At 40.4% G+C, this 19,094-nt stretch carries 11 protein-coding genes and 1 pseudogene; 4 read left to right on the forward strand and 8 right to left on the reverse strand.

Annotated features, from left to right (window positions below; translation table 11 throughout):
* From AS141_RS09005 to AS141_RS09015, 3 genes are read right to left on the reverse strand one after another with little or no spacing between them, the layout of a single operon-like run.
* Positions 1 to 759 (reverse strand): hypothetical protein, encoded by a 759-nt coding sequence (locus tag AS141_RS09005; protein WP_057937328.1) that lies wholly within the window; start codon positions 757 to 759, stop codon positions 1 to 3.
* The gene (locus AS141_RS09010) at positions 756 to 1,655 is read right to left on the reverse strand and encodes a hypothetical protein (protein WP_057937329.1); all 900 of its coding nucleotides are present in this window, start codon (positions 1,653 to 1,655) and stop codon (positions 756 to 758) included. Before AS141_RS09010 ends, AS141_RS09005 begins: the two co-directional genes overlap by 4 nt.
* 11 nt (positions 1,656 to 1,666) lie before the next feature.
* A complete protein-coding gene (locus AS141_RS09015; RefSeq protein ID WP_057937330.1) occupies positions 1,667 to 2,530 on the reverse strand; it encodes a hypothetical protein in 864 nt (287 codons plus the stop codon).
* 367 nt (positions 2,531 to 2,897) lie between these two features.
* On the opposite strand from AS141_RS09015, the gene AS141_RS09020 reads away from it, so the two are divergent.
* Both AS141_RS09020 and AS141_RS09025 read left to right on the forward strand, forming a co-directional pair.
* Complete coding sequence (locus AS141_RS09020; RefSeq protein WP_057937331.1) at positions 2,898 to 3,215, forward strand: helix-turn-helix domain-containing protein; 318 nt, start codon at positions 2,898 to 2,900, stop codon at positions 3,213 to 3,215.
* 85 nt (positions 3,216 to 3,300) lie between these two features.
* Complete coding sequence (locus tag AS141_RS09025; RefSeq protein ID WP_057937332.1) at positions 3,301 to 4,233, forward strand: IS3 family transposase; 933 nt, start codon at positions 3,301 to 3,303, stop codon at positions 4,231 to 4,233.
* A gap of 1,270 nt (positions 4,234 to 5,503) precedes the next feature.
* Here the strand turns inward: AS141_RS09025 and AS141_RS09030 are convergent.
* The gene (locus tag AS141_RS09030) at positions 5,504 to 6,694 is read right to left on the reverse strand and encodes an ATP-binding protein (protein ID WP_057937333.1); all 1,191 of its coding nucleotides are present in this window, start codon (positions 6,692 to 6,694) and stop codon (positions 5,504 to 5,506) included.
* 411 nt (positions 6,695 to 7,105) lie between these two features.
* Here AS141_RS09030 and AS141_RS09035 point away from each other — a divergent pair.
* A pseudogene (locus AS141_RS09035) lies at positions 7,106 to 7,399 on the forward strand (IS110 family transposase); the annotation flags it as partial.
* Positions 7,400 to 8,002: 603 nt separating this feature from the next.
* Complete coding sequence (locus AS141_RS09040) at positions 8,003 to 8,281, forward strand: hypothetical protein (protein ID WP_157243418.1); 279 nt, start codon at positions 8,003 to 8,005, stop codon at positions 8,279 to 8,281.
* Positions 8,282 to 8,468: 187 nt separating this feature from the next.
* Here AS141_RS09040 and AS141_RS09045 read toward each other — a convergent pair whose 3' ends face one another.
* The 4 genes from AS141_RS09045 to AS141_RS09060 all read right to left on the reverse strand — a co-directional run bounded on the left by AS141_RS09045 (position 8,469) and on the right by AS141_RS09060 (position 18,949).
* The gene (locus AS141_RS09045; RefSeq protein WP_232424854.1) at positions 8,469 to 10,187 is read right to left on the reverse strand and encodes an alkaline phosphatase; all 1,719 of its coding nucleotides are present in this window, start codon (positions 10,185 to 10,187) and stop codon (positions 8,469 to 8,471) included.
* Positions 10,188 to 10,397: 210 nt separating this feature from the next.
* Positions 10,398 to 11,981, reverse strand: a complete 1,584-nt coding sequence (locus tag AS141_RS09050; protein WP_057937337.1) for a RagB/SusD family nutrient uptake outer membrane protein — start codon at positions 11,979 to 11,981, stop codon at positions 10,398 to 10,400.
* Between the two features lie 20 nt (positions 11,982 to 12,001).
* Positions 12,002 to 15,070 carry a SusC/RagA family TonB-linked outer membrane protein gene (locus tag AS141_RS09055; protein ID WP_057937338.1) on the reverse strand — a complete coding sequence of 1,023 codons (3,069 nt, stop codon included), beginning with the start codon at positions 15,068 to 15,070 and terminating at the stop codon, positions 12,002 to 12,004.
* A gap of 174 nt (positions 15,071 to 15,244) precedes the next feature.
* Positions 15,245 to 18,949: a two-component regulator propeller domain-containing protein gene (locus AS141_RS09060; protein ID WP_057937339.1), complete on the reverse strand. Its 3,705-nt coding sequence runs from the start codon at positions 18,947 to 18,949 to the stop codon at positions 15,245 to 15,247.
* Positions 18,950 to 19,094: the final 145 nt, after the last annotated feature.

A 19,094-nucleotide genomic window follows, 5' to 3' on the forward strand; every position in this document is an offset into this window, starting at 1 on the left:
TTAAAAATCTTTTGAATCAATTTTCTTTTCCAATTCTATTACATATAGCGTCAGCTCTTCCACCTTCTCCAGCAGTTTCACATTCATTTCAGCCAGATTGACCCCGTTTTCCATTACCTCGGCTTCAGTGGGAACATTTGGAAGGTGCCCGTTCATTTGTATAAAGGCTTCCACTTCTGACAAAGGCATCAGCTTGTATTCTGGTTTGAAAACATAGTCCGCCCAACCCGTAGTGGTGACATTAACTTCCCGGGTCTTGATGGTGCCGTTCACCTCAAGCTTCTGTGAAGGTGAAGAAACCCCTATTCCCAAATTGCCTGTTGGACCTAGCACCATCAGGTTGTTGGTATAGTTCCTCCACAAAAAAACATTCCTGTTCGAGACAAAGGATCCGCTTGATCTTGCATCAAAGACTACTACCGAAGAACTACCGTTATCATTGGCAGAAGTTATTTCCCCTCCAAAAAATATAGCAGACCGGTTATCTCCAGTGTAATACCCTTTTATTGATGGGATAAAAAGATTTCCCAAACTTGTAGCATTTGAAAATTCTAAATAATCATCGGGGGAATCTGTCACCCTGAGACGAAGGATTTTTTCAACACCCGAAACCGCCGAGGAAACAACATCCAGTTTAGAAGTTGCCGGGCTGACCCCTAATCCTACATTTCCGGATGCAGGATAATTATTTGTCTGCCCTAGGACATTATTCGCCAACAGGATGAACAGCGAAACACTTAAAAATAAATTTGTTCTCATTTATCGTATTTATTAGATTCAATTTTTTCCATTCTGTATAATAGGTTATCGATTTGTTTTTCCTGGCTCTCAATTTTAGATCCTTGGGAAAGTATATACAGCGTCAACTCCTCTACCTTCTCCAGCAACTTCACATTCATCTCTGCCAGATTGATCCCGTTTTCCATTACCTCGGCTTCTGTAGGAACATCTGGAAGGTGTCCGTTCATTTGTATAAAGGCTTCCAGTTCTGATAAAGGCATCAAATTATACTCAGGGGTGAATACATAGTCCGGCCAACCGGTTGTAGTGAGATTGATTTCATGGGCTTTTATTTTTCCATTAACAGATAGCTTTTCCGAAGGTGAAACAGTTCCAATACCTACATTCCCATTTGAAAGAATGCGCATCCTCTCATAATAGGCACTTCCATCATTTGTAACCATACGGATTGCCTTACTGGGACCCGACATAAAAAGGGCATCGGTACCATTTACAAACACACCTGCCGATCCTGAATATCCCAAGGAACCTGAACCATAATCAACTATATCGATTGTAGATGTACCATATTCAAACCTTGATCTTGCAGTTGCAGACGCCTTAAGGTGAAATGGGTAAGCAGGAATACTCAATCCCAGTCCTACATTACCAAGCGTATTAATTACAAAAACATCTTTCCAGGTAGCGGAGTTATGCCTGGCCTGAAAGTTTAAAGTAGTAGAATTTCCCGGATCGATATTTATGATCCTGTGGCCAAAACCTGAACCGTAAGTAGACGTATTCCAAGTGATTCTTTTCTGTGAGCCAACATTGGAGTCCATAACATCGAATGTGGTGGTTTGCCCAACTGCATCAGGAGTAAATCCGATTAAAACCGAAAAGGCAATGCCCAGAAGCGTAAAATTTTTCACCATATTTTTTTAAGTTATTTGCTTGCCTTCAAAGCATTCAATTCAGCTTGCATTGCTTTCATTTTAACATTTTGCTCCACCAGATAAATAGTCAGTTCCTCTACTTTTTCCAGCAGTTTAACCGTCATTTCAGAAAGGTTTACCCCATTTTTCAACACCTCTTTTTCGGTGGGGATATTTTCCAGATGGCCATTGCTCTGATAAAACTCCTGCACTTCTTCCAACGTCTTCAAAGAATATCCATCCTCAAAGACATAATCCACCCAGCCGGAGGTGGTAACATTGACTTCTTTTGCCTTGACCGTGCCATGGATCTGAATTCCTCCTGAACGAAAGATTGCCTGTACCCCGTCATCTGCATAACCCCGGATCAGCCAGCTTAAAGTCGTCCCATCATTCGCATACTGCCTGATATACTGTCCATTTGCATTTGAATTGATTTCGGTGTAACCGGAGCCGCTACCGTTAAACCTCCCTGAACCAACCACATGGAGTTTATGGGCTGGAGAACTTGTACCAATGCCAATATTCCCGTTTGCCAGAATGCGCATCCGTTCGGCATACCCTCCACTGTTTGTAATAAAACGTAAATTATTTCCGGCACCGGTCATGATAAACCCATCCTGCCCACTCATAAAAATCCCTCCGGCATTTCCATAGGGTTCAGTTGTGGTGCCATAACTTGCTATATCCACTGTTTTGCCCCCAAACTCAAACCTCGCTCGGTTTGCTGAAGTTGAAGTTTTAACGTGTAAGGGAAGTGCAGGGCTCAATGTGCCTATGCCGACATTCCCTGAAGCCGGAAAGGTATTGGTCTGGCCAAATAGACTTATTGAGCCTAAAAAAATGACAATAGCCAGAAGCGGGGTTTTTAGCATATAGATCGTTAATATCCAGAGATTTGCTGCAATACAAACCAATTCCCATCAAATAAAAAATACCCTGTACAGGGTATTTCTTTTGAATTAAAAAATACATAAGCCTCTACAGAATCTTAATTTGGATGTGTATCACACTTTTAATTATTTGAAAATTTTCATACTAACTAAATATTTTTTTTCGTTAGGGGATTTTTAATACTTTTTCAACTGAAAAAAAAAAAAAAAAAAAATAGTTTAAAGTAGCCCTTACTCTACAAAAGAAATTTACCTGTGGCGGGATCAATTTGTCCACGCGGGTTGTTTTACTCCAGCATTTTAGTCACTGTCTCGTCCTGAAATAGCTTGACAGTTAATCAGGATAACTATGAAAAAAGAAAGACAAACTTACCGGAAAAGCATCAGTAGAAAAGGTGTATCTTATCAAGCAAGCGATAAGCAGTTAGTGATCAACAGCGTACTGGTCGACAGGATCAGTGTGAGGGAAGCCTCCAGAAGGTATGGGGTTAACAGGAGGACGATTGACAGTTGGTTGAGTGCATTCAAATATTCTAATGTCGAAAAGATCCAGGAGGACCTACATGAAATGGGAACCACCAATGAAACAGATAAAGATCAGTTGAAGCTTCTAAAGAAGCAGGTACTGGAACTTTCAAAGGCGCTTGAAAAAAAAGGGTTAAGGTAAAAACACTGGAGACCCTAATTGAAGTCGGCGAAGAGACGTTCAAAATCAAAATCAGAAAAAAGTCTGGAGCCAAACGGTCTATAAAATGACAGAGCACTATCCCCGTGTAAGCGTGGGAGAGCTTTGTAGACTGTTTGGCTATAGCCGACAGGCGTATTATGAAAGGCAAAAGGAGCTGGAAAAGACCTCTATAGCGCATATGTTGGTTTTAACCTTTGTACGTGAACTTCGCGAAGATTTGCCCGGTATAGGGGTAAGGAAACTCCTTAAAATGCTCTATTACAAATTAGAGGAGCATAAAATCAAAATGGGAAGGGACAAGTTGTTCAGCCTGTTGGGTTTTCATGGATTGCTGGTGAAAAGAAGAATAAGATCAGTTAGGACTACCCAATCAGCGCATTGGTTAAAAAAATACCCTAACCTGATCAAGCAGCTGGTAGTAGAATGTCCCAACCGGTTATGGGTAAGCGATATCACCTATATACGTACAGCAGAAGGGTTCAGCTATTTAAGCCTGCTCACAGATGCGTATTCCAGAAAGCTGGTAGGGCATTGCCTGCACGATAGCCTGGAGGCGGCAGGCTGTATGGAGGCCCTGGAAATGGCCTTGGATTCCCTGCCGGACAAGAGAAGGCCCGCTGACCTGATCCATCACTCAGATAGGGGTGTGCAGTATTGTTCGGAAAAATATGTTGAGTTATTAGCGGAAGCAGGCATTGCCATAAGCATGACCCAATCAGGAAACCCTTATGATAATGCGCTGGCAGAAAGGGTTAACGGGACAATTAAGAATGAGTTTTTTCCTAACAAACTCTACCTCAATCACCGGGAAGCCAAGAAAGCTATCGACAAAATTGTAATGGCTTATAATCAGAAACGGCCGCATCTTAGCATCAATTACCTGACCCCAGATCAGGCTCACCTCATGGAAGGGAAACTGAGTAAAAGGTGGAAAGTTTATAAGAAGTACGCCAAGCCATCTGTTCTGGAACCTGTTTCAGGTTGGGGGGATCAGTGAAAACCAATGTGCAATGTTAAGGTGTAAAATAATTTTAGGACGAACAATAAAACCTGTCAAGAACATTCAGGACTATTGACTAAATTGTGTCAACTTTTTTCAGGACGAGACAGTTTTAAAAACGATGAAATATCGCTATGGATATGAAAAATTTCCAGCTGTTCATTTACTATCACACTAGCTGGTGATTTTTCGAGCATTAGAATTTGAACGCTCAGTAGAAAATCTGAAACTTCAGCATCAGGATTATCCCTACTATTGATGGATTGGGTATATTATACGGTTACATCACTTAAAAATAATTTTGCCTTATTAGGTGAACTAAAGAAAAATATAGCGCATTGGAAACTGTCTATCAGTAGATTAGAAGGCATGGTTCAAATACTGACACACCTATCCATTTATGCCATAAAAATTCACCTTAGAGTCTACCTTATAATGATATTGACATAAAACTTCATAATCCCTCAAACTTTCTACACAGAAGAACCTCTTACTATTGCATTGTAAAATTATGTCCTAAAGAGATTTAAACAACCTAGCTAAAAGCTCCAAATCCTCCTCAAAATGGTTCGGCTTCTGTATTGCCAGCTCCAGAATACAAGCATTAGCTCAAATCATTTAAAGATTAGATTTCTGAATCCAGTTTCAAAACTCTTTCAAAATCTTCCATAAATTGGTTCGATATAACTACAGCATTGCCAAACGTCAAGTTTTCAGGGAGGATCAAACCAATTAAACGCCTTTTTTTACTTACGTCTCAGGAAAATAAAATCAAGGTTTCCGGTGAATTGAACACAAAGCAGAATTCGTGTCAAAGCTATCAAAGCAATAAAGATAAGATATCCCTTCTACCGGAAGATACTTAGGGACTCCTTCCCTACCCTATTCATCTACCGGAATATACTTCAGTGTATTGTCTTTACGCCTCAAGCGAGAATGACTAGATAAATAGTATATGTTTTTCATAAAAGTGCCAACAAAAACATTGAAAACATAATTTCACCATAATCAATCCTGAATTGGCGAAATAGAGATCTTAGGTACAAAAAAATCAGATTCATATAAGTCTTACGCTTGCCTGGAATAACAAAAATCAAAATAGCTGCATTTCTTGCAAATCGGTTTCTTCAGCAATGGGCTTTACGCGATCAGTTTCCCTCCGCCACCACTTGCGAGGTGTGTTCCATCTGTATCACATTGGAAAAAACCAAAGCTTCTTACGGCAGGTATGGAGATAGACGATATGATTGCCGGTGATTTGCATTGGTTAATAAAGAAAGCCGAATAGCCATAAGGGGATTTTGTTTTTATAGCCTATTTCGATGTTTTCTGCTACAATAAAAGCGTTTTGTTCATTTTGGATTTGTTTTTGGGATTTTGACTTTCCTCCAAATTCAAATATATTTTCACCGACCTTAAAATCACCCTTAGCTGAATATCCTATTGGATATTGCACTGAAAGTTGGTTGATGAAAAAACTTTCCCGAATACTTCCTATATCTGCTTCTTGATAAGAAAGGGCGTAAAAAATATTGGGATGATTGAGGTAAAGTTTTTCTGGTTTTTGTAAAAGCCCTATTCCTTTGGTATCCGCATACAAACGTTTGACAATTCGTAATTCCTCCAAGTAACGTAGAAAATCAAGCAAACTATTCCGAGATACACCTATACGTTCACTAAGTTTCGTGATATTAGGTTTGAACGGAACACTTTCGGCCAATATGTACAGCAATTGCTTGATTTTTTCTACACTTGCATAGCTAAGATTGTAACTCGAAGGAAGGTCGGTACTCAATGCAATAAGAATAGTTTCCATCAACTTTTGCAAGTAGGCATCTTTATTTTCAAGAAAATAAGGGTAGTAACCGTAAGTCAGGTAATCTTTGAAATACGATAGAGGTTTTATCTTACTTACGATGGGTCTAGCGATCTCCACATGATGGTTCAATAGATCTTCCAAAGTCAATTTATCAAAATGGTCTAGCTCTTTGAATGCCAAAAACTCACGGAAAGATAAGCCATGGAGTTCATAGACGACCGCTCTACGGCTAAGGTCTCCACGGGCTTTTTCTATGTGAATCAGGGATGATCCTGTAAATACTACCTGCAAGTCGGGAAAGTCATCATAAATATTTTTGAGCTCAGAGGACCAATTGGCATATCGATGGACTTCATCTATCAAGAGGTGCTTTCCACCTTCATTTACAAATTGCTCAGCCAAGCTGAAAATGCTGTTTTCAGTAAAATACAAATCATCCAGACTAACATACAAGGTTTCTTGAGCAGGAAGCTGTTTGAATAATATATACTGGAAGAGAAGGGTGGTTTTACCTGCACCTCTGGCTCCTTTGATACCGATAAACCTATTTGACCAATCAATCTCAAGCATCTGTGACCTTACCTTAAGTAGTTGGGCGCGGTCAAGCTTTTGATAATATTTTTGAAGAATCTTTTCCATTAATGTTTTTTCTATTCAACAATAATAGGCGAAAACGTTGTTTATAAAAAACGTTTTTTTTTGTTGATCTCAAATATTCCGATCGACCGATCAGAAGAAGACCCTAATCCAAATACCTACCTACTTTCCGGAAAATCATTTCCAAAGAGTGACATAAACCCTTCAAACTAATCACATCATAATAACCTACTATACTATCGTGAATTTATATTAAACAACCTAGCCAAAAGCTCCAAATCATCCTCAAAATGTTTCGTCTTCTGTATTGCCTGCTCCACCTGACGGCACTAATCCGATTTTGAAGGATTTGTGCCTTTCTTTTTTAAAGGTAACCAGCTATTTATCAAATAGATAATCTTAACGAATTTGGGCAACTACTCAGATACTAACTAAGTAGTTGCCGGACATGAATGTCTGGTGATCAATCCAGCTGATCTTCCTACTACCAATAAAGAAAATAGTGAAAAAACTGATCCTGTAGATAGTCATAAAATGGCCAAAGCCCTTCGTGCAGGACTGCTAACAGGAATACACGTCCCAACCCTGGAAACAGAAGGGTACCGCCAACTTTTCCGTTATCGGAAAAGGCTCTATACAGACTTGGTCCGGGTGAAAAACAGGATCAAAGACAAGCTGCTTCAAAACGGGATAGAAACACCTCAGAAATATGATAATCCTTATTGTACTAAGGACTTTCTGGACTAAGGACTTTCTGGACTTCAAAGCATCAGGATCACCATATATTTCTGTTGCTGCAACACTACTACACAATGATCTTATGGTATGTAAGCAATATTTAATACATACAAATCATGTAGCACAAACAAAACTAAGGTACTCCCCGGTTTCAGATGATTAAAAGTCAAATATACAGCGCTTTAACGATTTTTGACGTTGAAAGACTACGTTCTTCTATAAGGGTTGAAATGATTTTATCCTGGATAAATATAAGTGGCCGTTTTATTAGCTCTTGATTCATTCACTCTGCTTTGTATAAATTTGAATGAATGCTGAAAATTAAACCTAGAATTGATTTAACCCAGAATGGATGATCGTGGCCATCTAATAGATAAAGAGATTCATTATTTAAAATTCTTAGCAAATAAATTTTAAATCAACGAAATGTTCGCTATTTCTGATTGTTCGCTGAGCGCGAACAATTAAATAAAACGAACAAATAATCCTTACAGAAAGTGAAATTGTTGGAAACGCATTAAAAAACTTAGAATCTAATATTGGTATTAGAGGTTACTGGAAGTCTAAGAATAAGCCGTACAATAATGGCATCGACGGTCAATCAAAATAACTATGGGAGAAACCACAGTTACTTTTAACACCGAGATGAAACGGGAGTTTCGTGAATATCACTTGGACAAACTACTTCGTCAAGCTGAATTGAATAAGCCATTTATGCTTGTTGCAGATAAAGTATATCCAGCGCAGAAGCAGCGTCTGCGCGAGAACGGCATTGCCTATCTGGATACTTCCGGGAATATTTATGTCTCCAACGGCAATCTACTGCTGTGGCTGGATGGGCATATAGACGTGAAAAAAAACAAACAGAGCCTTCACCAAGGCCGGTCTTAAGGTAGTTTACACTTTCTTACAAAACCCCGAGGCACAGCTGAAAGAAAACCTGGATACACCTATAAATAAGAACAATCTATCAAAAACTAACAGATAAAGACAGGGGATTCATACTAAATTTGGCAAAGGAGCAACAGATTGGTGTACTTATGAGCAATCATTTTTAAAAGCTTAAACTGATTACTCCTTATTTCTGCGCCTTTTTGACTAGCTCCATTAGTTTCTGGAAGACAAAGGTATTTTCATAAATACCCGTAAATTCTTCAGCATGGGTCCCATATGCCAATAATGGAACCAAAATAGCTGTATGATCCTCTGTTTCAAAGTTTAATTCAACTTGACCACTTCCCATATTACCTTGAGGTATGGTCACTCCCCCTGTTTCATGGTCGGCAGTGATTAACACCAGGGTCCCAGGATGCTGATCAGCAAATTGTATTGCTATTCCTACCGCCTTGTCAAAATCTATCACTTCTTCCACTACCGTCTCTGCACTGTTCCAATGCCCACCAGTATCAATCATCGCTCCCTCAATCATTAAAAAAAATGGCTGATCCCCACTACTAAGAAACTGCAAAGCACCGGTTGTAGCTTGACTTAGATAATCTCCCCTTCCCTGAAGAATAGAAGGAACATCATTTTCTCCTTCAAAGAACCCGACTTTAGAAGCTTTTGTATGTTGCAATTCTGTAAGAGAATTAAGGATAGTAACTCCACGGTTCTTTAGAGAGGTAAGGTAATCCTGGTTCTCATTTAGGAAATCACTCTTGCCTCCACCTATGAATAAATCTATGGAGCTGCCTGCCAATTCGGAGGCAATATCAGCTACCCTATCCCTATCCTTCACATGCGCGTAAAAGGCAGATGGTGTTGCCCCTGTCATTCGATCTGTCGTAATCAGACCATTTTTATACTCGTATTCTTTCAGAATTTCAGGTAGAGAACGTAACTGTTTACCCTGAGAATCAACAGAGATTGCTCTGTTATTGGTCTTATGCCCTGTAGCAAAGGCTGTAGCGCCCGCTGCAGAATCAGTTGTAAAATCATCAGCAGACTGAGTTTTTACCAAGCCAATATGCTTCAACTGAGCTAGGTTCAAGTCATTCCCATGAGCAAACATCCCCGCTGAGATATGAGCCAAGCCATTGCCATCCCCTATCATGAGGATAATGTTTTTAATTAGCACTTCACTGCTTGTCTGATAAGCAGGCTTGTAAATTGCATGCCTGTTTTCTGAACTGGTCACATTGGACTTTAACCCATTCAAATACTGATTTGCCTCAAATGGATGATCCGTATTGATATAGTCTATACCTAGGTCATGAAATGTTTTCCATGCAGTTTTGCCATCTGGCGAACCCCAAAAACGAATTGGCTTTTTCACTTGATGAACTTTTGCGATGAGTTCTTCGAGGGCGTTCAGGTCATCTTCTGTCAAGCGACCTTTTCCATTCCAGGCAGAAAAATCTTTGAAGTTCAAACTAACCAAAGCTATTCTTTCCCAGGGCAACCCAGTACTAAAATCTGTATCAGGATAATCAAATTGTATTAAGTCCGAATAATTGACGAAGTCCTGAACTCTTGGTCTGTTTCCAGAAACCACCACACGTACTCCTGCTTCCTTATCTCCATGCGCTAAAACATCCCTATATTCTTCCAGTATCTCCTCCAGCTTTTTTAGCGTTGGATATGCCTCCGTCTTTAAATCCACCAAAAGCTGAAAATCCATTTTTTTGCTGATTCCCAGTTTTGCCGCTTCTCTGATAGGGTCCAAATACAAACTTCGTAGGGTTCGCTTTGAAGTGGTATTTTCCAACTCATGCGCAACCAATAAATCGTCTTCTTGAAGAAATACATCAACTTCGATGGAAGAACTGTTGTTGGCTAATGCCGTCCAAAAAGGCACTTGCTGTAAGTAGTCATTATGAGAATGAAGTCGATAAGTGCATGTTTCCTGAGAGAAACACAGCAATGGTAAAAGACTGAAAACTATACAGATATACGTTTTGCAATTCATTACAGTTCACTAGATAAAATCCTCGCAATAGCCATAGAGGACGATGAAAGAAAAAAGGAGGCCGTTTAGCACAGCCTCCTTATTTATAGAAGCAAGTAGTTACCAGCCTTGATTTTGAGGAATTCCTGAAGAATTTAGAACTCTGTTTGGAATAGGCCAAACACCCATGGTAGCTGGGTCAAAGTTTCTGGCAGGCCATATTACTTCTACCGTGAACGGAGAATCAGGATCAGCTTTGTTGGTATGGATCTGCCCGTGCAATGGCTTGCTATAAGCTGCCTCAGCATCCCCCCAACGCACCAAATCAAAGTGCCTGTTCGCAAATTCTCCTGCTAACTCAACTCTTCTTTCATGCTTTAAATCTGCCATGGTAGCATTGGTTTTTGGCTCCAGTCCTGCTCTCACTCTGATTTTATTCAGTGGCTCATCACCATTTTGTCCCTGCATAATCAATGCTTCAGCTTTCATCAACAAAAGTTCTGAATAACGCATCAAAGGTACATTCAAAATAGTGGTAGGATCATCACCATTGGAGTTGATGTAGGTACCGACAGGATTTTCATACTGATATTCATACAGGTACTTATTGAACTGTAATCCTGACAGGGAATTTTCTGACTGGTATCTCCTATTCTCTCCAAAAAATTTGAAATCATCCCCAAATTTCAGAATGGTTACTTCCCTTCGGAAATCCCCTTCCTCAAATTCCTCATATAGCTCATTGGTTGGCATGTAATATCCCCAGCCATTGTATTTCCCCCAACCTTTGTTTTCCAGAGAAACTCCGGGAAGCTTACTGCCTCCATTGACTCCAGAAACTACAGTCCAGATATATTCTGATCCCCAATTATTCAGGTGGCTATGCAATAGTCTAAAATCCTCTGCAGGATTGCCAGTGGTATAAACAGCTCTTCCAGATCCTGAATTGGTCACTGCGTCCACTGCGGTTACTACTTCTGCATACCTGGAAGGATCATATTCTGCCCAATATAGATACGTCTTGGCCATATATGCCAGAGCGGCGTCTTTGTGCGCACGACCTTTATCTTCTGCACTATAGGTGGTGAACAATGGCAATAATTCTGAAGCCTTTTTCAGGTCTTCTATAATCTGGGCATAATTTTCAGTCACACTGGTAGGTCTTGCGTAGCTACCGGCATCATCAAACATGTTTAACTCGGTCACAATCGGTACTCCACCGCTTACATCATCACCGTAAGTATGGGCCAGCCAGAAGTAATGAAAGGCGCGCATAAAGTATGCTTCTCCCAAAATTCTGTTTTTAAGCGCTGTAGTCAGCTCCATGTCTGGCACATTCAAGATGATATCATTCGCACGACGGATAATTTTATAGGATTGAGGATACATCCAAAAGGCATACCCCTCATCTCCGGTCATATTGAAATTCTTGATGTTGTCTGCAGTGGAGTTAATTCTTCCGGTGACCATGTCATCAGATGCATTGATGTACCAGAAAAATCCTCTGGAAAACATATCTTCATCCTTCATGTAGAAGTACAAGCTATTGGCAGCCTCGATTGCATCCTGCTCGCTATGGAAGAAGTTTTCGTAGGATGTACTACCCAGAGGTTCCAGATCAGTGAATTCATCTGAACAACTGGTCATTATTCCTAGCAGCGCAAAGGCCACCAGTGTTGATATTTTATATAGTGTGTTTTTCATTTTTCTCTCTAGTTATTATATCAAAGGGAAAGGGACAGACCTGCGGTGAAAGTTCTTGGAACTGGATATTGCCCTACATCTAGTCCTTTGCCACCCACTTCTGGATCCATGCCAGAATAATTGGTGATGGTAAACAAGTTTTCAGTAGATATATACACTCTTAGGCTACTGCTTTTACCGGTTTTCTGAAGCAATTGGGAAGGAAAAGTATATCCAATGGTGAGGTTTTTCAACCTCATGTAAGAAGCGTCTTCCAAGTACCAGCTTGAAGCTGTACCAAAGTTCCGGTTGTCATCTTTGGTAGATAATCGTGGAATATCAGTATCGGTATTTTCAGGAGTCCATGCATTTAACACCCTATTATCCAAATTGTATCCTGACTGGGAAGCATTTAGCGCAGTGTACTTGTAGCCGTTAAATACTTTTACGCCAGCTACTCCTTGAAGTACCATGCTTAGATCGAAACCTTTGTAATCAAGAGTCAGATTGAATCCATAGGTGAAGTCAGGCAGGTAACTATCCATAAACACCTTGTCTTCGTCTGTAATCACTCCGTCATTATTCACATCCTGAAACTTGAAGTCTCCGGGCTTAGCATTTGGCTGGATCAGGTTCCCGTCTTTTGCGTAGGCATCAATTTCTCCCTGAGATTGGAAGATACCTAGGTAAGGTACCAGGAAAGTCGCATAAAGCGGCTGGCCGACCATAGATCTATAAGGGTACAAGGTGCTTCTCACTTCATCTCCGTGAGAGATAAAATCAACATTACTCTTATTGTAACCGTCCAGGTTGATCAGCTCATTATTGATGATGCTAAAGTTACCTCTAGCCCCCAGTCTCACCTGGCCGATTTGGCTGGTATATCCTGCAGAAAACTCTAAACCATTATTCCTTACCTCTCCACCATTCACATCAGCAGCAGCTGTTCCCTGATGGAAATCCTCCAGACCCGGCAAAATCATTCCTTTGGTAGTCTTCACATAATAATCCAACGTCAAGTCTAGTCTGTTTTTGAAAAAGGATGCATCAAGACCTATGTTGGTTGATTCAGAAATCTCCCATTTCAAATTGGGATTTGACTGTCTTTCAGCATATACCGCTTTGTAATCAATGGAAGCCCCTTCGCCCAGCACCACGTTCTGAACTCCCAACGGCACATCGAATGAATAATATCCTACCGAATTGATATTGCCGATTTGTCCCCAGGAAGCTCTCACTTTTAGGTTATTGATCACGTTGCTCTGGAAGAAATCCTCATTGGAAATATTGTATGCCGCAGATATAGATGGGAAAAAACTGGATTGATTGATTTTGGCCAATCGGGAGGTTTCATCACGTCTTATACTTGCAGAAACAAAGTATCTGCCATCGTAATTATACATTGCTCTACCTATCGCAGAAGTCAGTGCGTCTTCATAAACGTATGTAGTAGGGTTCATGAAAATAGAAGCATTTCCCATGTATTGATTAAACGGCTCTTCACTACTAAAGCCCCTGCCTTCCTGAGAATATGACTCGTATTTAGTGTGCTGAGCAGAATAGACTGCAGTGACATTAAGGTCATGCTTTCCAAATACCCTCTGGAAGGAAACCTGATTATCCCAAATCCATCTATCTGATTTAGTAAAAGTCTCGTAAAGGAAGTTTTGAAGGTTAGTCCTTCCCAATTCAGGTATCATTGGTTTGAACTGCTTGCTTTCTGCGTTGCTGATAGTATATCCGAAAGTAGATCTAAAAGACAAGCCTGGTATGATCTCATAGTTCAAATAGGTATTTGAATTGAAATTATTGGTAGGGTTATTAGTAGTAGGTCTCAAAAGAAGACCGACTGGGTTGTAGACATCCCCATACGCACCAGCAAACTGGGATAAGTCATATGGTACTACACCGTGAAATTGACCATTTTCATCATAAACCGGAGCGGCAGAAGGCATATACAAGGCATTGATAATACTTCCGGAATATGAGCTGCTGGCGTTTGTGCCTACCCCGTTTGTTCTGGAGAAGTAAAAATTCTCTCCTACCGTTATTTTATCAGAAAGATAGAAGTCTGTTTTTAGTCTGAGAGAGTAGCGATCGAAGCTGGTGCCTTTTAGTAGTCCTTCTTTGCTTAAATAACCGAAGGAAGCCATGTAGTTGGCATTATCCCCTGCACCACTTACGTTGACATTGGCACTATAAATAGCGGCACTTCTGAAAATCTCATCCATCCAATTGGTCCGCGTGGTTTGTCCCCAAGGGTTTTGAGCTGCATCATGTGCGGCCTGATGCGCCACACCTGCATTATCAGCAGCCAGATTATACACATCAGCTTGTTGTTTGGCATTCAATGGCGTAGGCAGCTTAGCAGCACTTTGGGTTCCTGCATACAGATCGAAGGTTACTTTTGGTTTTCCATAAGCGCCTTCTTTGGTTTTGATCACAATTACACCGGAAGCAGCCTGCGCCCCATAGATTGCTGCCGCAGCGGCATCTTTCAAAATTGAAACCGACTCGATGTCATTTGGATTGATCGGCGGACCATAATAAGGCATTCCGTCAACTACTGTTAAAGGGTTTTCATTGGACAAAGACCCAATACCTCTAATGACAATGGTACCTTGCTGAGAGGGATCCCCTCCTTGCTGAAGTACCGTCACACCCGCTACATTCCCCTGTAGAAAGTCATTTAAATTTGCTACAGGACGGCTTGTGATTTTGTCAAGTCCGGAAACAGAGGAAACTGAAGAAGTAAGATTTTCCTTTTTGGAAGTACCATAACCGATCATTACCACTTCATCTAGGTTCGTCATAGATTCTTCTAGATAAATAGTAAGTTCAGTATTGCCCCGGTAAGGCAAGCTTTGGGGTTCCATTCCAATAAAGGAAACAGTAAGGGAGCCTGAATCTGCTGTTAGAGTAAGTGTAAATTTACCATCAACATCCGAGACGGTACCTTGATTGGAAGTACCCAAAGGAACAATAGTGGCGCCCGGAATAGGCAGCTGGTCTTGCTTTCCGTACACCGTCCCTTTGACTATTGTCTGGGCCTGTGCACCTAAGCCCATAAGGCATAGTAGCAATAGAAATGAGTAAAAGATTTTTTTCATAGCGCTAGATTTTAAATTTCTCTTACCAAAACTAGCTAATGCCCCATCCAAGCAGGTGGTCAAAAATTTCAATAAAGTGGAGATAACGTACAAAAAACGTCGCTAATCTGACCTAATAGGTGTCTAAATCCCTCAGAAACATTCGCATAAACTACAGTGAATATTTAGATAAAATCAATTAGACTGTCCAGACTTATAAAAATTCTTGGGAGAATGCCCTGTGTGTTTCTTAAACATTTTACTGAAGTACTTTGGATCGTTAAAACCGCAGGCAAAGCTCACCTCAGAAACATTCATTTTGTTTTTACCCAAAAGTTGCTGGGCTTTTTCTATCCGTAAACTCATCATCACATCAGAAGGAGAAGTATTTAATACCTCCTTGAACGCACGGTAACATTTAATTTTACTTACACCGAGGGCTTCAGAAAGAGATTCTACCTTAAAATTACCGTTAGACAGTTGCTCATTAATCATCATCATGCCTTCCCTTACCAGTTTTTCGGTAGGGCTGGAAAATTCAAGTGTCTCATCCTGAAGGAAATCAAAGGTTTTGAATTCTTTCTTTAATCGTTTGATATTGTGCAGTCGGGTAGAGATATTTTTCAGTATGAATCTACTACTGGCAGGAAGCTGAATAAAGGTTTCAATGCCCAAATCCATTAATTCATCTTGAAACCCAGGTTCAATAGTATCGTAGATGTAAACCACCGGGATGTGGTTATCGCTTTTGGATGTTGCGTGTATAGCTTCTATCAGCTCTATAATACTTTGGCTCATTTTTTCATTGTAAATAATCAAAGCATTAATCCTTGCATTACGAATCGCTTCGATGACCAGATGAACATCTTCCTCTACTATGATATCAAACTCAGCGTTATGAATGATTTTCAAAAGACTGTCAGACTCATACTTTTTCCCCAGTAGAACTACATGATGCTTTTCAGGATCTAATTCATTATTTAGGTTGATGTATTTCCAATAGCCTACAGGATTATTTTGGATTTGCGTAGAAGGCTCATTAAAAGGTATAGAAGTAGACACATAAAGGATCTTATCATCGGTATGATAAGATATGACTCCTGACAATTTCTGCAGCAGCGAATAAGCCGCCTTTAAATACGGGCTATATTTGATGATTTCATCCAGATTTGAAGTAAGAAGGTTACTTGAGATCTTCAACTGAACCTGAATGGTATCCGTATTCGATGTAGCATATACAGCAAGTGATGCATCTTCACCTAAGTATTTCATCATTTCCCTGATGAGATACTGCCAAAAAAGCTTAAACCCAATGACATCCAGTTCTACCCAGTTCTCTCTTAACTGGTACTTTTCTTCAAAGCCAATCTGATACTGCTTCAGCTTAGGTTTGATGTGTTGGAACACATCCTGCACCAATGGAGTGAGAATGGTCAGGGAGTTGCCATATCCCTGTGAGTGCTCCAGCATGGAGACTCTATCCCATTCCCTTACTTGGGACATGATTTCATTTACCTGATGTAGGACGCCTTCTTTTCTTGCTCTACTTTTAGTGCTTAGTTGTTCAATGTTTTCCTTTAGCTCAGAAAGTGGGAGCTTAAACTGCCCCAGCATATAATTTTTGAATTGCTCTATCTCGAAATCAGAATCCTTATGCCGGTTGTGGATTGTCAGTAGCTCAGCTTTTTGATCAGAAATCTCCCTGTTCTTGATATCCAGGTCATAGTTGATTTTTTCTAATTCTAATTTTTGTTTTTCAATCAGCTCGGTGCGTTCTGCAACTTTTTTCAGTAGGTTTTGACGTTGTATTTGGGTATTTCTATTTCTCCAGATCAATAGTGCCACCACCAATAAAATCCCAATAATCAGCCAAGGCACCGGGGATTTCCAAAAAGGTCTGGGAATAATAATCCCAAAAGAAGCGTATAGAGCAGGGTTGTCTTCCAGCGAATTCCTTAAAATAAATGTGTACTCTCCGGGAGTCAAAGAGGATTCCACAACTCGAAAATCATCTCCCAGATCTGTCCATTCTGTCTGTAGTGGCGCCAGTTGGTACTGGATTTTATTCTGTGGGTTTTGGGTAAAAGCTACACGTCTGACTTTCAAATCCAGTCTCCCCTCCTTCAATTGCGCTGTCCATAGGTCAGTTTCTGGCTTGACTATCCCTAGAAGCGGTAGTTCATCCTCAATTAGCAGCTGCTGAGGGTGAAAATAATTCAGGCCATCTATTCCTCCGAAAAACAAAACTCCCCGCTCATTTTTGTAAAAGCCTCCTTCAGAAAACTCAGCCCCTTGCCAGCCTTCATTTGGAGGAAGGGTTCTTACCTGAAAATCCTCCTTGGAAATTCTTGAAATCCCATTGGTAGTACTGACCCACATGTAGTCTTTACTTGATAGGATTCCGTACACCAGCTGACTTACTAACCCTTCTTTTTCAGTAATCTTAAAGAAGATTCCTCTGTCCGGGTGATAGATGTTAATCCCACCCATCGTGGCTATCCAGATGTTGCCTGTATCTTCATCTTTTTCAAAGGAGAAAACACTTGGATTAAGCAGGCCTTCACTTTCTCCCAGAAAACTTAATTCGCCCTTATTCCAGATTATAACCCCATTACTTTCTGTTGCTAGGTAAAGCTTGCCATCGGATTCCAGCACATGCCGAATATGATAGGGAACAAGTTTCTCCTGACCTTCGAAAGGAACAAATTCATCTGACTTAAAACTATACTTAGCCAAGCCACCCCAGCAAGCCACCCAAAGTGAGGCACGATCCTCGGCTTCTATGAAGTTATAGTTTCTGTTATTGGGAATCAGGGCATTATCTTCGGCAGAAAAATACTGAACCTGCTTATCCCCATCTATCCTGGCTATTCCTGCATAAGTACCTACCCAAACGCTACCGCTATGGTCTGTATATAAGCTTCTGATCCGATCCCAATCCCTGTTGTTTTTTGCCTGGCTTAAGGAATATTTTTGAAAAGTCTCCTGGCCAACCTCAGATACAAAAAGTCCTGAGTTATAATAGCCCAACCACATTTGATCCCCGTCTCCCTGGGTGATTGCACGTACGGTTTCTTCTGGAATAGCCGGGTTTTTCACAGGGTGACGGTAAACTGAAAATATCTGGCCAGAATTCGAATAAGCCATACTGATTCCTCCATCCTTATACCCTATCCATACATTTCCAAATACATCTTCATGGATAGTATAAATTTCATTGCTGTTTATACTGTAGGGATAAAAAGCATCGCTGGTGTAATTATAAAACGTATGTCCGGGTCCATCTGGGTTCTCTGGAGGCAGGACAAAAAGTCCGTTTTTCATAGTCGCATACCAGACTTGCCCCAGATCATCGGTGAGCACTTTATTGATTTCTACCTCAGGATATTTCTTGATCAGAAGATCTTTTAAAGCCTGTGTTCCTTTGTCTGCAATGACACAGGAGTTACATGGTTTAAATTCACCTGTAGAAAAACTGTACGTCTCCCCCTCAAGGACAATAAACAGCTCACCTTTTAGGTCCAGTCCAAAATCCCCTACCTCACTTTCAAAATAAAAATTCACAAAATCATCCCCTTGCTTGTAACTGATTGATTGGCGTGTAGACTTCACCCATAACACATTCTGCTTGTCTATTAACAGATTGAAAATAAAATTTCCCGGAAGGGATTTCGGATCGTCCGGCTTATGTTTATAAACCTGAAAACTGGAGCCATCAAAGTAATTCAGTCCATCCCAAGTGGCTATCCATAGACCTCCTGTTGCGTCGTTTTCAAAATCGTTGACAGAATTATTAGAAAGTCCATCCTCAACCTGATAGGTCTTGAATTTTATATTTTGGGCCTGACAAAGCTCAATACCAATCAGCCCTATCAAAAAAAATACGCAAATCCACTTCATTTAATTTATTCAAAGACAATTAGCTTGAACTGCTGAAATACGACTTAATATAAATAGAAATCAATGCTGTGAGATAAATATTTTACACAGAATAAATGTAAAATGTCAGCTGGTGGTGCGTTGAACAAGATTGTTTTTTGATTCA

The sequence above is a fragment of the Algoriphagus resistens genome (genome assembly GCF_001442615.1).
GTDB lineage: Bacteria > Bacteroidota > Bacteroidia > Cytophagales > Cyclobacteriaceae > Algoriphagus > Algoriphagus resistens.